Source organism: Stenotrophomonas sp. YJH_SMC_25 (assembly GCF_059369595.1).
Window position 1 is genome coordinate 42,120 of the sequence record NZ_JCAFSV010000010.1, and the last position, 14,269, is coordinate 56,388.

At 66.4% G+C, this 14,269-nt stretch carries 15 protein-coding genes; 7 read left to right on the forward strand and 8 right to left on the reverse strand.

What is annotated here, in order from left to right; all coding sequences use genetic code 11:
* Window positions 1-27: 27 nt before the first annotated feature.
* Window positions 28-1,104 carry an MBL fold metallo-hydrolase gene (locus AC5P7E_RS14635; RefSeq protein WP_059034253.1) on the reverse strand — a complete coding sequence of 359 codons (1,077 nt, stop codon included), beginning with the start codon at window positions 1,102-1,104 and terminating at the stop codon, window positions 28-30.
* A 104-nt stretch (window positions 1,105-1,208) separates the two neighbouring features.
* Here AC5P7E_RS14635 and AC5P7E_RS14640 point away from each other — a divergent pair, with 104 nt between their 5' ends.
* Window positions 1,209-1,820: a TetR/AcrR family transcriptional regulator gene (locus AC5P7E_RS14640; RefSeq protein ID WP_060380552.1), complete on the forward strand. Its 612-nt coding sequence runs from the start codon at window positions 1,209-1,211 to the stop codon at window positions 1,818-1,820.
* On the opposite strand, the gene AC5P7E_RS14645 is transcribed toward AC5P7E_RS14640, so the two are convergent.
* Both AC5P7E_RS14645 and AC5P7E_RS14650 read right to left on the reverse strand, forming a co-directional pair.
* Complete coding sequence (locus tag AC5P7E_RS14645; protein ID WP_062606326.1) at window positions 1,817-3,763, reverse strand: EAL domain-containing protein; 1,947 nt, start codon at window positions 3,761-3,763, stop codon at window positions 1,817-1,819. The genes AC5P7E_RS14640 and AC5P7E_RS14645 overlap by 4 nt on opposite strands.
* A gap of 63 nt (window positions 3,764-3,826) precedes the next feature.
* Entirely contained in the window at window positions 3,827-4,810 is a 984-nt protein-coding gene (locus AC5P7E_RS14650) for a LysR substrate-binding domain-containing protein (protein ID WP_414490139.1), read from the reverse strand.
* A 39-nt stretch (window positions 4,811-4,849) separates the two neighbouring features.
* Here AC5P7E_RS14650 and AC5P7E_RS14655 point away from each other — a divergent pair, with 39 nt between their 5' ends.
* A complete protein-coding gene (locus AC5P7E_RS14655; protein ID WP_062606328.1) occupies window positions 4,850-6,361 on the forward strand; it encodes an MFS transporter in 1,512 nt (503 codons plus the stop codon).
* Here the strand turns inward: AC5P7E_RS14655 and AC5P7E_RS14660 are convergent.
* The 3 genes from AC5P7E_RS14660 to AC5P7E_RS14670 are packed head-to-tail and all read right to left on the reverse strand — an operon-like array spanning window position 6,355 to window position 8,508.
* Window positions 6,355-7,071 (reverse strand): SDR family NAD(P)-dependent oxidoreductase, encoded by a 717-nt coding sequence (locus AC5P7E_RS14660; protein ID WP_111117623.1) that lies wholly within the window; start codon window positions 7,069-7,071, stop codon window positions 6,355-6,357. The two genes, AC5P7E_RS14655 and AC5P7E_RS14660, sit on opposite strands and share 7 nt — an antisense overlap.
* 28 nt (window positions 7,072-7,099) lie before the next feature.
* The gene (locus AC5P7E_RS14665; RefSeq protein WP_005413134.1) at window positions 7,100-7,828 is read right to left on the reverse strand and encodes a GNAT family N-acetyltransferase; all 729 of its coding nucleotides are present in this window, start codon (window positions 7,826-7,828) and stop codon (window positions 7,100-7,102) included.
* Between the two features lie 14 nt (window positions 7,829-7,842).
* Entirely contained in the window at window positions 7,843-8,508 is a 666-nt protein-coding gene (locus tag AC5P7E_RS14670) for an ArsR/SmtB family transcription factor (RefSeq protein ID WP_005409356.1), read from the reverse strand.
* Between the two features lie 55 nt (window positions 8,509-8,563).
* Between AC5P7E_RS14670 and AC5P7E_RS14675 the strand changes: the two genes are divergently transcribed.
* Entirely contained in the window at window positions 8,564-9,067 is a 504-nt protein-coding gene (locus AC5P7E_RS14675) for a DUF2938 domain-containing protein (RefSeq protein WP_062606330.1), read from the forward strand.
* 41 nt (window positions 9,068-9,108) lie between these two features.
* Entirely contained in the window at window positions 9,109-9,912 is an 804-nt protein-coding gene (locus AC5P7E_RS14680; RefSeq protein WP_062606334.1) for an APH(3')-II family aminoglycoside O-phosphotransferase, read from the forward strand.
* Here AC5P7E_RS14680 and AC5P7E_RS14685 read toward each other — a convergent pair.
* Window positions 9,885-10,310, reverse strand: a complete 426-nt coding sequence (locus AC5P7E_RS14685) for a DoxX family protein (protein ID WP_060380028.1) — start codon at window positions 10,308-10,310, stop codon at window positions 9,885-9,887. The genes AC5P7E_RS14680 and AC5P7E_RS14685 overlap by 28 nt on opposite strands.
* A gap of 142 nt (window positions 10,311-10,452) precedes the next feature.
* Here AC5P7E_RS14685 and AC5P7E_RS14690 point away from each other — a divergent pair, with 142 nt between their 5' ends.
* The 3 genes from AC5P7E_RS14690 to AC5P7E_RS14700 all read left to right on the forward strand — a co-directional run bounded on the left by AC5P7E_RS14690 (window position 10,453) and on the right by AC5P7E_RS14700 (window position 13,214).
* On the forward strand, window positions 10,453-11,043 hold the full coding sequence (locus tag AC5P7E_RS14690) for a TetR/AcrR family transcriptional regulator (RefSeq protein ID WP_033834488.1): 591 nt from the start codon (window positions 10,453-10,455) through the stop codon (window positions 11,041-11,043).
* Window positions 11,040-12,074, forward strand: a complete 1,035-nt coding sequence (locus AC5P7E_RS14695; protein WP_099473028.1) for a DUF418 domain-containing protein — start codon at window positions 11,040-11,042, stop codon at window positions 12,072-12,074. Before AC5P7E_RS14690 ends, AC5P7E_RS14695 begins: the two co-directional genes overlap by 4 nt.
* 99 nt (window positions 12,075-12,173) lie before the next feature.
* On the forward strand, window positions 12,174-13,214 hold the full coding sequence (locus AC5P7E_RS14700) for an aminoglycoside phosphotransferase family protein (protein ID WP_049396302.1): 1,041 nt from the start codon (window positions 12,174-12,176) through the stop codon (window positions 13,212-13,214).
* Between the two features lie 153 nt (window positions 13,215-13,367).
* Here AC5P7E_RS14700 and AC5P7E_RS14705 read toward each other — a convergent pair whose 3' ends face one another.
* A complete protein-coding gene (locus tag AC5P7E_RS14705; protein WP_032966688.1) occupies window positions 13,368-14,255 on the reverse strand; it encodes a DMT family transporter in 888 nt (295 codons plus the stop codon).
* Window positions 14,256-14,269: the final 14 nt, after the last annotated feature.

The following is a 14,269-nucleotide window of genomic DNA, read 5'->3' on the forward strand; positions in this document are numbered from 1 at the left end:
CAGCGGCCAGAATCGGAGCCCATCGCATTACAGCTCCACCGTCTCCCACCATCGCGTACCCGCCTGCGGCGCCTGCATGTCCAGTGCTTCGCCCATCATCGGCGTGGCCACCGGCACATTCTTTGCGGCCGCCAATGCCGTGATGCGTTCGAACGGCTGCTGCCATGCGTGCAGGGCCAGATCGAAGGTGCCATTGTGGATCGGCAGCAGCCACTTGCCGCGCAGGTCCAGGTGCGCCTGCAGCGTCTGTTCCGGCTGCATGTGCACGAACGCCCAGCGCGGATCGTAGGCACCGGTCTCGATCATGGTCAGGTCGAACGGACCGTATTTTTCGCCGATGGCCTTGAAGCCATCGAAGTAGCCGGTGTCACCGCTGAAGAAAATGCGGAAATCATCGTCCTGGATCACCCATGACGCCCACAGGCTGCGATCACTGTCGCCCAGTCCGCGGCCGGAGAAATGCTGGCCGGGGGTGGCGGTCAGGCGCAGGCCATTGGCCTCGGTCGATTGCCACCAGTCCAGCTGTTCGACCTTGCTGGCGTCCACGCCCCAGGCGATCAGCTGGTCGCCGACGCCGAGCGGTGCAATGAAGCGCGCGGTCTTGCCGGCCAGCTGCATCACCGCTGCGTGGTCGAGGTGGTCGTAGTGGTTGTGCGAGAGGATCACGCCGGCGATCGGCGGCAGATCGTCGATGCTGATCGGCGGCGCATGGAAGCGGGCCGGGCCCATCCACTGCACCGGCGAGGCGCGCTCGGAGAACACCGGGTCGGTCAGCCAGTACTGGCCGCGCAGCTTCAGCAGGATCGTAGAGTGCCCCAGCCGGAACAGGCTGCGGTCCGGCGCGGCGTCCAGTGTGGCGCGGTCCAGCGGCTGCACTGGAATCGGGTGCGCGGGCACGGTGCCCTTGGGTTTGTTGAAGAGGAACGTCCACCAGATCTCCAGGCCGTCGCGCAGGCCCATCGCTGGACGGGGCAGGGCATTGCGGAACTTGCCATCACGGTACTGCGGCGACTCGGGGAAGTCGGGGAGGGACCAGGACTTGCAGAAGGTGTAGGCGGTCACGGCGAGGATTCCAAGCAGGAGGACAAGGAGCAGGCGCTTCATGGGTGACGTCCGCTGAGTACACTGCACAGTGTAGTTTCGGGTTTTCCAAAAGTACACTGCCGAGTGTAAAATGGAAGCATCCGTTCAGTTATCCGGTTCCCGCCATGCCCCGTGCCCCGCAACGCCTGACCGACCGCAAACGCGAAGCCATCGTGCGCGCGGCGGTGGAGGAGTTCCGTGCCGCGGGCTACGAGGCGACCAGCATGGACCGCATTGCCGAGGCGGCCGGGGTCTCCAAGCGCACCGTCTACAACCACTTCCCGAGCAAGGAAGCGCTGTTCTCGATGATCCTGGAGGAGCTGTGGGAGCGCAGCGTGGCCAGCGACGCATTGCCGTACCGCGCCGACCAGCCGCTGCAGACGCAGCTGCTGCAGTTGCTGGGCCAGAAGCTGGAACTGCTCAGCGATGCCAACTTCATCGACCTGGCGCGGGTGGCGATGGCCGAGATCATCCACTCACCGGAGCGTGCGCAGGCCATCGTCTGCCGCATGGGCGAGAAGGAAAGTGGCGAAAGTGCGTGGATCCGCGCGGCCATCGCTGATGGCCGGTTGCGTGAGGTTGATCCGGAGTTCGCTGGCCACCAGCTGCACGGGCTGGTGAAGAGCTTTGCGTTCTGGCCCCAGGTGACGATGGGGCAGGCGCCGTTGAACGCAGAGGAGCGTGCACGCGTGGCCGAATCGGCGGTGGCGATGTTCCTCGGTTTCTACGCGGTCTAGCTGGCGGCGAAGCGGCGGAACTCGTCGGCCGGCAGCGCCGCCGAGTACAGATAGCCTTGGCCGACATCCACGCCCAGGGCCCGCAGCTTCTGCTCCTGCGCCAGGGTTTCGGTACCTTCGGCCACCACGATCGCGCCGCAGCGGTGCGCAACCTCGACGATGAAGCGCACGATCGACTGCGACTTGGCGTCGGACAGTGTGGCGATCAGCGCCTGTTCGATCTTGACCTCGGCGATGGCCAGCTGCGAGAGCAGGATCAGGGTTGAATAGCCAGCGCCGAAATCATCCAGCGACAGGGTGACCTCTGCCGCCAGCAGCTGTGCGATGTTGGCATCGACCGCGTCGCGCTCGACGATCTCGGTCCATTCGACAATCTCAAGGCGCAGCATCGCACCGGGCACATCATGCAGCTGCAGCAGTTCCTGCAGGCGCAGGCCGAAGTCGGGCAGGCGCAGTGACTCGGCCGAAACGTTCACTGCGATCTTCAGCTGCCAGCCATCGCGTCGGCACTGCTGCAGGAAGTGGATGGCCGATTGCAGCGTGGCCCATTCCAGTTCAGCCAATCGCCCCTGCCGGCGCAGCAGGGAGATCACCCGCATCGGCGCGATCAGCCGGCCCTCGCCGTCGCGCATGCGCAGCAGTGCTTCGGCGCCGACCAGTTGGCGATCCTGCAGGCGATGCTTGGGCTGGTAGCACAGCGGTGCGTCGCCCTGCTGCAGCCAACGTTCGAGAGCGACTTCGATCAGGGCGTCGATTTCGCTGTCGCGCTGGATCGGGTCGTCGAAGAACACGACGCCGGATTCGATCGCACTCAGTGCCACGGTGATCGCACGGAACGGAAGATGTCCCTCGTCGGCATCTACGGGGGGCTTCAATTCGACTACTGCACAGCGGAACAGCGGCCGGAAACCGGGCCAATCGCGGCCGACCTGCTCGGCCAGGTTGCTGGCCAGCTCGGTGATCTGCGGTTGCGTGCGCAGTTCGGACAAGGCCAGGTCGCGCACCAGGATCGCCAGCGCGGCATCGCCGAACTGGTAGATCTCCAGTTGCGCGGCCGGCAGCGAGGGCAGCAGCCGATGTACTTCTTCGGTGCTGTCGCGCTGCCAGATACCGTTGTCCTGCAGCGGACCATAGCGCAGGCGCAGATCGCGCAGGTTGCCCATCTCGGCCACGATCAGGCAGGCCTTGCCGATGCCGTCGTTGTCGCGCCAGAAGTGCTGCAGGCGTTCGCCGAGCGCGCGCATGTTGGGCAGGCCACTGATCGGATCGATGCGCAGCCAGGCCTGTTCGCGTTGGCGCTGCACGTCGATCTGCGCATCGTTGTAGACCAGTGCGAACACCGCGCCCAGCATCAGCAGTGACAGCGGCAGCGCCAGCAGGCGCTGGATCGCCAGCTCTTCCACCGGCAGCAGCTCGGCGCCGATGATCGCCACGCCCAGGGCCAAGCCGAACGCGGTGACGGCGATGCGTACGCCCCAGGCCTGCAGGATCATGCGCAGCGAGAGTTCATTGAGCATGCGCGGGTGCAGGCGCCTGCGCAGCCAGACGCCTGCCAACATCTGCAGTGCGGCCTCAAGGCCAGCAGGCAGGAAGTACAGCGTGCCTGCGAACTGGTAGCGGGCCAGCAGGCTGGCGCCGAGGCAGGCCAGGCCGCCGCGCCAGCCGCCGAGCATGCCACTGACCAGCAGGATGTCGAAGCCCAGATGGAGCTTGACCACCCCTTGCGTATAGCGGGCCACGAACCACGAGTTGAACAGGTAGATCAGGCCCAGCGCTACGCCTACGTACAGGCGGCGGCCTTCGATGGCGTGGCCGGCGCGACGGGTGGCGATCAGCAGCACGCCGACCATGCCGATGACCGCCGTGGCCTGCAGCAGGTACAGCGGCAGGCTGGGCAGGGCGCTGTCCAGGACCTGGGCCGAGACCCGTGAAAGCGCATCCATAGCAGGTTCCCGCCTGTGACCGACGGCCAGTGACGAGCAGCGTAGTCGCAGCAGCGCGCAGGTTCAATTGCGCTGGCTGCGTTCGGGCAGGAGGTGTTCTGCCATGAAATCCACGAACGCGCGTACACGCGGCTGCTGATGGCGATGGCTTGGCCAGAGGGCCCAGAAGGTGCTTCGCTCAGTGCTCCATGGGTCCAGAACGCTGACGAGCGAACCGCGGTCCAGCGCATCACGCGTGGCGAAGTCGGGCAGGCACGCAATGCCATGGCCATCGATGGCCATGTGCAGGATCGTCTCAAGATGATTGGCGGTCATTGCGGCAGTCAGCCGGGTTTCAGCGCCTCCCTCACGTGCGGGCAGTGGCCAGCGTTCGATCAGGCCGGTGCCGGGAAAGCGATGGAGAAGGCATGCGTGGCCGCTCAGCTCGTCCGGGTGCTGCGGCGTGCCGCGCTGGGCGAAGTACGCAGGGGCGCCCACGCACAGCAGGCGGGTACTGCCGAGGTTGCGGCCGTGCAGCCGGGAGTCGGCGGGGCCGCCTGTGCGGACGACGGCATCGAAGCCTTCCTCGATGACATCGACCAGGCGGTCGCTGAAGTGCAGGTCGAGTTCGATGGCGGGGAAGCGCTGCGCAAACGCCGAAAGCACCGGCAGCATCAGACCGCTGGCGAGTGGAAGACTGACCTTCAGGCGACCGCTGGGCGCGGCCTGGGCATCGGTCAGTTCGCGTTCTGCCGCAGCGACCTCGATCATGATGCGGCGGCAGCGTTCAAGGAACTGCTCGCCTTCGGCAGTCAGGCTGACGCTGCGGGTATTGCGATTCAGCAGGCGGGCGCCCAGGCGCTCTTCCAGCCGGGCGATGGTCTTGCTTGCGGCCGAAGGGGTGATGCCACGCTGTCGTGCTGCGGCCGCGAAGCTGCGTGCCTCGGCGACCAGAACGAAGAGGCTGAGACCGGCAAAGCTGTCCATGACGTGGCCATTGATGACGTTTGTGTCATTAAAGCATGGAGCGAATGACGGATTCTTACGCAATAGCGTCGTCGATAGCATCAATGCGGTGGCGCTTGGCCACGCTCGAGTTTCATCGACATGTCTGTTGCCTCTGCTGAGACGGCCGGATCATCACGCTTTGGCGTGGTGCTGGCAGGCTGTCTGACGGCGCTCACCATTCCCTTGAGCATTGCCAGCCCTGCCGTGGGCATTCCTGCCATCCGGGACGCGCTGGGCGGTTCCCCTGCGGCGTTGTCCTGGATCATCAACGCCTATCTGTTGACCTACGGCTGCACCACGCTGGTGGCCGGTGGACTGGCCGATCTGCATGGCAGGCGCCGGATCTGGATTCTGGGCGGCGCGTTGTTTGCACTCGTCACCGGCCTGATTCCCTTGATGCCCGATGTGGCGTGGATCAATGTCCTGAGACTGCTTCAGGGGATGGCGGCGTCGGCAGCGTTTGCCGGCGCGATGGCGTCGCTGGCGCAGGTGTTCGACGGCCAGGCGCGGGCAAGGGTGTTCAGCCTGATCGGCACCACTTTTGGTGCAGGGGCCGCAGGCGGTCCGCTGCTGGCGGGCGGGTTGATCGATGCGCTGGGCTGGGAATGGGTGTTCTTCCTGCCTGCGTTGCTGGCGGCCCTGACCGTACCGCTGGTCGCCCTGTCATCCGCCGAATCGAGAAACGCCGGTTCGCCACGCCTGGATTGGCTGGGGGCCATCACCTTCATGCTGGCGCTGGGCTCACTCACCTACGCCATGATCGTGGTGCCGGAACGTGGCCTGCTGCATCCGCAGACGCTGGTACTGCTGGCGCTCTCGGTGGTGCTGCTGGGCGTGTTCATTGCCGTTGAGCGCTCCCATCGAACACCGCTGCTGGATCTCGGGCTGTTCCGCAACCGGCGTTTTGTTGGCGTGCAGATTCTGGCCGCTGCCCCTGCGTTCTCCTACGTCGTCCTTCTGGTCGTGCTGCCGGCTGGCTTCATCGGTGTTGAAGGACTGCGACCCACCGAGGCTGGACTGGCGATGGCAGCGCTGTCTGCACCCTTGCTGGTTGTTCCCCTGGTTGCCGGCTACCTGCTGCGCTGGATTCCGGCGCGGACGCTGTGCTGTGCGGGCCTGCTGATCGGTGCGCTTGGGCTGGCATGGCTGGCGCAGGTGTTCCAGTTCCCGTCGGTGCGCTGGATGCCGATGCTGGTCATCGGAATCGGCATCGGCCTTCCCTGGGGGATCATGGATGGCCTGGCGGTCAGCGTGGTCGGCAAGGAGCAGGCCGGCATGGCCGCTGGCATCTTCAATGCGATGCGACTGGCAGGCGATTCCATTGCCCTCGCGCTTGTCGGCATCATGCTCTCGGCCCGGATTGGCGGGGACATGATGCTGGAGGCCGGCGTCGTGGCCCGTGCCGCCATGCACAGGCTGTCCATGGGCGACCTTGGCGGAGCGGTGGAGGCATTGCCCGGCGTTTCGAGAACGGCGCTTGCCCAGGCATACGTGGAGGCCGTCCGTGGCCAGCTGTTTGCCCTGGCGATGGCGACCGTGCTGGCCGCCATCGTGCTTGGGTACCTGTTGCGCGAAGAGGTCGAGCCTGGCCTGAGCAGGGGTAGTCAGTAGCGCGGGTCGGCAATGGCCGGCAGCACCAGTTCGCGCACGAAGCCGGACGGTGACAACTGCAGCAGCGCACGCACCATCGCAACGACGTCGTGCACCGGCACCAGCTCACCGTCGCCACGTGCTGCGGCCTCTGCCACCGGCACCGACAGTGCATCGTCGGCGTTGAGGTAGCCCAGCTGCAGGCTGGTCACCGCCAGGCGCCGATCGCGGAAGCCCTCGCGCAGTGCATCGGCGATGCCGTTGAGTGCGAACTTGGATGCACCGAACGCCACTTCCGGGCGGCCGCTGCGCGGCAGTGCCGAGGTCGAGCCGGTCAGCACCAGCTGCGGGCGTGGCGCGCCCAGCACCCGCGGCAGCAGGCGCTGCAGCAGCACCAGGGTCGCGGTGATGTTGACGTCGACCAGCTGGGTGAGCGCGGCATCGCTCTCGTCGAGGAAGGCGTACTCGTCGCTGAAGGCGGTCTCTTCCCAGATGCCCAGGTTGTGGATCAGCACATCCAGATCGGCCGGTGCCTGCGCTGCGATGTGATTGGCAGCCAGGGTGGGTTGGGACAGATCGGCCTCGATCCACTGCAGGGTGACACCCTCGGGGCATTCAAGGTCGCGCGGACGGCTGCGCGAAACGCCGATGACGGTGTCGCCCGCACTGCACAGGCCTTCCACGAACGCCCGACCCAGGCCCCTGCTGGCGCCGATGACCATCAATTTCATGTTGCTTCCTTGTTGTACTGCGGCGGCCTCAGTCGGCAGCCAGAATGGTGTCCCAGTCGGCGAACGCGCGCAGGCCGCTGCGCTCGGCGGTAATGATCGAGGCAGTGTTGTCGAGCTGGCAACGGTACTGAGGCTGCAGCCCGGCCGCCTGCGCGGACACGGCCATGGCGTGTACCAGCTGGCGTGCGTGCCCGCGACCGCGGGCCTCGGGCAGGGTCAGCACGCCCATGTCGGCCAGGGCTGGATCCACGCTCCACGGGTACATGCTTCCCGCGGCAACCAGCCGCTCGCCATCGAAGGCGCCGAACACCTGCCAGTGGTCCAGCTCGACCCAGGCGGCATCGAGATCCTCTTCGCTGGCGTTGGCCTGGAACACCTCGAACGCGGCTGCGTCGGCCGGGTCGAGACGGCGGATATGTGGTGGTGCAGGGCGCGCGGCCAGGGCCGCAAGTTCTGCGGCAGGGAAGTAGAAGACACGATCCGCACCATGCGTGCGCTGGCCGAGCTGCTGCAGGCGCTGTTGCAGCTGTGCCAGCGTCCAGTGCGGTTGCGCATGCAGGTGCAGGCGAGCCGCCAGGGCAGGGCGCAACAGTGCGCGAGCGGGGCCCACGACCGGCTGCAGCAGCATGCCGTCCTCGCCCTCATCGAAATCATCGCTGCATGCCAACTGCAGCTGTGGATCGTCCCGCAGCGTGCGCTGCCCGGAGAACACGCCGCGCCAGGTCGCATCGATCAACGGGGCAAACACATCATCCATGACCGGTGTCTCGCTCAGTGCCGGGGCAGGTCCACCTGCAGGCCGGCGGCCTTCCATTCGGGGTAACCGGCGGCGAGCCGCTGCGCGGTCAGTCCGGCCTCGCGCAGCATCGCCACCGCATCATTGGACAGCACGCAGTAGGGACCGCGGCAGTACGCGACAATGTGGACGGCACGCGGCAGTTCGTCCATCCGTGCACGCAGTTCTGTAACGGGAATGTTCAGCGCGCCTGGCAGGTGGCCCAGATCGAATTCCTCGCGCGGCCGCACATCCAGCAGCACCACGCTGCTGCGTTGTTCCAGCAGCTGCTCCACGGTCAGTCCTTCCAGCGCATCGCGGCGCTGCAGGCTGTCGTGGATCACGCCGTGCATTTCGCTGCGCTGGTGGTCGGCATAGTCGCGCAGTGCGGCCAGCAGGTTGCCCAGCGGGCCATCACCGCTGCGGTAGAGGATGCGCTTGCCGTCACGGCGGGTCTGTACCAGGCCGGCACGGCGCAGCTGCTGCAGGTGCTGGGAGGTATTGGCCACCGACAGGCCGGTCAGTTCAGCCAGGCGTTCCACGGCGCGCTCGCCCTGGGCGATGTGCTCCAGCAGGGCCAGGCGATGGGCATGGCCGAGCGTGCGGGCGATCTCGGCCAAGGCCTCAAGCGGCGAGGGTGGTGGCTCTGTTGCAGCGTTCATGCGGGGCACGCTAGCATCGCTCTATCATTCAAGCAAATAATTGAAGGTGTGCGATATGCCTGGCCAGGCGACATTTGTGATGGATGCGGTGGTAGTCGGCGTGGGAGCAACCGCAGTAATGGACCTGTGGGCGGTGGTGCAGCGGCGGCTGTTCGGCATTCCCTCGCTGGATTTCGCGATGGTGGGCCGTTGGCTGGGGCACCTGCCGCGCGGGCGCTTCCGCCACAACGGCATCGGCCGCGCGGCAGCGGTCGGTGGCGAGCGCGCGCTGGGCTGGACCGCGCATTACGTGATCGGGGTGGTTTTCGCCGCGTTGTTGCTGGCCGTGGCAGGAAGCGATTGGGCGCAGGCACCCACCCTGTGGCCGGCACTGGCCTTCGGCATCCTCAGCGTTGCCGCGCCGTTCTTCATCCTGCAGCCGGGCATGGGTGCCGGCATTGCCGCTTCGAAGACCCCGGCGCCGGGCAAGGCACGCCTGCGCAGCCTGGTGGCGCACAGCGTGTTTGGCGTGGGCATGTACCTTTCCGCGCTGCTGTTGGCCGCGGTTCGTGCAGGGTGAGCGAAAATCGGTGGGGTCACCGGCAACAGGAACACCCCGGCATGGAAGCACCTGATCCCTTCGCTGATGGCATGCCGCTACCGTGGGCATGGCAGGAAACGTTGGCCGATGCGCGCATCGAGCGGCAGTCGATCGGCGTGTCGCGCGCGGATGTAGCCCGTGTGCAACGGCCGGGGCAGGCCGATGCCTTCGTGAAGTCGGAAGTGATCGACGCCTTCAGTGAGCTCGGTGATGAGATCGCGCGCCTGCGCTGGCTGCAGGAACAGGGACAACCGGTACCAACGGTAATTGCCACCGCCGAAGAAGCGGGCCGGCGCTGGTTGCTGATGAGCGCGCTGCCCGGCCGCGACCTGGCTTCGTCGCCGGAACTCGCGCCGCAGCAGCTGGTGGAACTGCTGGCCGACGCGCTGCGCGGGCTGCATGCGTTGCCGCTGGCAGCCTGTCCGTTTGACCAGCGACTGCACTTGCGACTGCAAGCCGCGCAGGCACGGGTCGAGGCGGGGTTGGTGGATGCAGATGACTTCGATGACGAACGCCTGGGCCAGAGTCCGCAGCAGGTCTTCGCTGAACTGTGCAGCACCCGGCCCGATCATGAAGACCTGGTGGTCAGCCATGGCGATGCCTGCCTGCCGAACCTGATGGTGGTCGAGGGGCGTTTCAGCGGTTTCATCGACTGTGGGCGACTGGGTGTTGCCGACCGCTACCAGGACCTGGCGCTGGCCGCGCGCAGCCTGGTCCACAACTTCGGCGACACGCGTTGGGTGGCGCCGTTGTTCCAGCGCTACGGCATGGTTGCCGACGAACGACGGCTGGCGTTCTACCGGTTGCTTGACGAATTCTTCTGAGCCCGCGCCTGGCTGGCGATGGCCGCGCAGATCAGGCCACCCACCACGCTCAGATGTTCCAGCGCGAAGAACAGGGCCAGCTGCTGTTCCGCGCCGTGCTTGGTCCAGAAGGTATGCACGACGACGATGGTCAGCAGCATGAACACTGCCAGCGCGCCGCTGCCCAGCCAGAGCAGGCGATCAAGCAGCAGGCACAGTGCGCCGCCCAGCAGCACCACGGCGCTGGCGAGGTTGAACAGCACAGGCGGTTGCAGCCCGGCCGCCTGCATTTCGGCCACGCTGTTATCCCACGCCAGCAGCTTGGCCAGACCCGAGGACAGGAACACCACGGCCAGCAGCAGTCGGGCGAGGAACCACAGCACGCGGCTGTCGAGCAGGGTGGCGATCATCCGTGGCATGCAGGAACTCCGGGAGAGGATGGGGCAGGGCGCGCAGCATCGGGCCTCAACCGCAGTTGAGGTCAAGGTTGGCTGAACGAAGCCCGGCGATGATCTGGGACCTATCTTTTAAATGGACGAACGTTCGTTCACTATCTGCACCATGAGCCGAACCGACCGCAACGAGCAACGCATCGCGCAGATCCTGCAGGCCGCCCTGCAGTGCTTCCTCGTCAGGGGATTCCACCAGACCAGCATGCGTGACATCGCGCAGGCGGCCGGCGTCAGCCTGGGCAATCTCTACAACCACTTCCCGGGCAAGGAAGCGATCATCCTTGCCGTGGCGGTGGCAGAGAGCGAAGAACTGGCACCTTTGCTGCAGCGACTGGCCGCGTCCGATGGCGAGCGTGCACAGGTACTGGTTTTCCTTCAGGACTTCCACGCACTGTGCCGCCAGCCGGAATGGGCGACGCTTGCCGTCGAAGTGCTGGCCGAGAGCGCACGCAATCCGGCCGTGGCCGAGGCCTTCGCGGCCAATCGCAGGCAATTGCAGGCGACGCTGGCCGAAGCCCTGCAGCAGTTGGCTCAGCGCGAGCGGCGGCGTCCCGTGCTGGCAGCGGCACTGCAGGCGCAGGTGCTGCTGGATGCCATCGAAAGCGATGCACTGCGTCGGGGGCTGGGCGAAGCCGATGGCACCGATGGGGCATCGCTGGATCTTGGCCTGCTCGCGCTGCTGCTCGGGGCACGCGCATGAGCGCCGTTGACCGGCGCTTGCACGGCCTTGATCTGGCCCGCTACCTCGCCTTGGCCGGCATGGTGCTGGTCAACTTCCGCCTGGCGATGGCCGTGCCGGCAGAGGGTGAGGGTTGGTTGGCAGGATTCTTCCATCTGCTGGAAGGCAAGGCGTCGGCGACCTTCGTCACCCTGGCCGGTCTTGGCCTGGTGCTGGCTACGCAGCGGCAGCAATGGTGGCCGGCCAGTGTGCAGACCTGGCGGCGCGCGCTGTTCCTGCTGGTGCTGGGCCTGCTCAATCTGACCGTGTTCCCCGCCGACATCCTGCATTACTACGCGGTGTACTTCGCGCTGGCCGTGGTGTGGCTGCGTGCCTCGCCGCGCGTGCTGCTGGCCAGCATCGTGGGCCTGGCGGCCTGTTCGTTCTGGGCGTTGCTGCATTGGGATTACAGCCAGGGATGGAACTGGCAGACGCTGGAATATGCCGGCCTGTGGCAATGGCCGGGCGCGGCCCGCAACCTGCTGTTCAATGGCTTCCACCCGTTGATGCCGTGGCTGTGCTTCTTCCTGCTGGGGATGCTGCTGGCACGGCTTCAGTTGTCGCAGCCGCGGGTGCAGCATGCATTGCTGGTGCTGGGGCTGCTGTTGATCGGGGCTGGACATGGCGTGCAGCAGCTCGCGCAGGGAACGTCCTGGCAGGTGTGGCTGGGAACGCAGCCGATGCCGCCGGGACCGGCTTATATGCTTACGGGCGCGGGTGCGGCCTGCAGTGTCATCGCCGCCTGCCTGTGGCTGGCGCGTGTGCGACCGGGTGACTGGTTGGAGCCGTTCACCGCGGCCGGACGCATGACCCTGACCCTGTATGTGGGCCACATCCTGCTGGGCATGGGCACGCTGGAAAGCCTGGGCCTGCTCGATGGCAGCGCGTCGCTCGCATCGGTGCTGCTGTGGGCGCTGCTGTTCCTGATGCTGGCGACGGGCGCGGCCTGGCTATGGTCGTGGCAGTTCGCACGCGGCCCGCTGGAGACGGTGATGCGGCGCATCGCAGGCTAGTTCCCTGGTCGTGCTCAAGTGATGTTGTGACGGACATGTCTGTGCCGCGGCGAACGCATCTGCGATAGTGGTGGCAGGTAACACTTTCCGCTTGCATCCATGTCATTCGCTTCGGCGCAGCATCTCGGCGAAGTCCTGCAACAATCCTATGGCATCACCCCCACCGCCGTGGTGCCACGCCCGGTGGGCGCCGACGCCAATGCCAGCGTGTATCGCGTCGATGCGCGGCACGGGCAGTGGTGGTTGAAATGCCGTACCTACCAGGTCGCCCCAGCGGTGTGGGACAGCCTGCATTGGATGCGCGGCACGCTGGGTATCGATGAGATCGTCGCGCCGTGGCCGGCGTTGACCGGTGGTGCGTCTGTGCAGCGCTGGGGATTGCAGTTCACCCTGTTCCCGTATGTGGAAGGCCAGTCCGGATTCGAGGCGGCGTTGAGCCGCACGCAGTGGAAACGGCTGGGGGAGGTGCTGCGGCGCCTGCATGGCGCGCAGTTGCCAGCGGAACTGCAGCAGGCACTGCCGATCGTACGGCTGGAAACCGCGGCGCTGGAGACCGTCGGGCAATGGTTGGCCGGCGAGGGCCTGGCGGCCGCGAAGGACGGGCTGGGTCGCGCATTCGTTTCGGTATGGGATCAGCAGCATGCGCGCATCGCGGCGCTGCATGCGCAGGCACGGGAGCTGCTCGCGGCGTTGCAGGACGCGCCGGTAGACCTGCATCTGTGCCACACCGATCTGCATGCCGGCAACCTGCTGATGGGCAATGACGGGGGCCTGCACCTGATCGATTGGGATGGTCTGTCGCTGGCCCCACGCGAGCGTGACCTGATGTTCATCGGTGCCGCTGTTGGCGGGCGCTGGGGTCGCGAGAATCCACTGGGGTTCGAGGAGGGCTACGGCAGCGACCGCGGTGACCCACGCTGGATCGCCTGGTACCGGCACTGGCGCATTCTGCAGGACCTGATCGAGTTCCAGCAGGTGCTGCTGGGCAGTGACGGAGAGGACCGATCGCCGCAGCTGCGCCGGCAGTCGCTGCACTACCTGGGGGAGCAGTTCGCACCGGGCAATGTGTTCGATGCGGCGGAGCGGGTATATCGCGCGCTGGATCAGGTTCCAGGCCGTTGCCAGGATCTCCCCGGGTAGAGTCGACTGTTAGTCGACTATCGCGCGCAGCGCGGTTTCTGCCCGCTCCGAACGAAAAGCAGTCGACTAACAGTCGACTCTACCCATGGCCTGTCCATGCACGACCCATGGCTTGCCCGTGCAGGCCCCATGGCTTGTCCATGCAGATGGTTTTCATTCGGCGGGCTTGGCTGCTGCCGAGGCCGCCGCGCTTGCGGCGCGGCGCGACAACACGGCTTCGCGGTGGGCGATGTAGGCGTTGGCGGCGAGGATGATGCCGGCACCGATGAGCGTCCAGCGATCCACGCTTTCGTTGAACAGCAGCCAGCCGAGCAGCGTTACCAGCGGCAGCTGCAGGAAGCTGATCGGGGTCAGCGCCGAGACTTCACCGAGGCGCAACGCCCGCGTCCACAGCAGCTGGCCGACGGTGCCCAGCACGCCGGTGGCCAGCAGCCACAGCCACGCCATGCCGGAGGGCCAGACCCAGACGAACAGTGCCGGGACCAGCGACAGCGGCACCCAGAACACGTAGGTGTAGAGCACCACGGTATCAGCGCTGTCGACACGGGTCAGCTGCTTGATCTGGATCGCTACCAATGAGCTGAGCACGGCGGCTGCCACCGCTACCAGGCTGCCGGCGGTGAAGCCGGCGGTACCGGGGCGCACGATCACCAGCACACCGATGAATCCAACCACCACCGCGGCCCAGCGGCGTATACGCACGGTCTCGCCCAGCCACAGCACGGCGGCGATGGTGACGAACAACGGCGTGGAGTACGAGAGGGAAACCGCCTGCGCCAGGGGCAGATGGCCCAGTGCCCAGAACGCGCACAGCATCGAACCCAGGCCAATCGCACTGCGCACGAAGTAACGCGGCAGCTGCTGCGTTTTCAGTGGTGCATGGCCGGGGCGCAGCAGCATCGGCAGCAGCGCGAGCAGGCCAAAGGCATTGCGAAAGAACGCCACTTCCTGGGTTGGTACGTACCGGGTGGCGTAGCGGATGGCGACGGCCATCAGGCCGAATGCCATCGTGCTGCCGAGCATCAGCAGCGCCGCCCGCATCGGGGTGGCGCTGG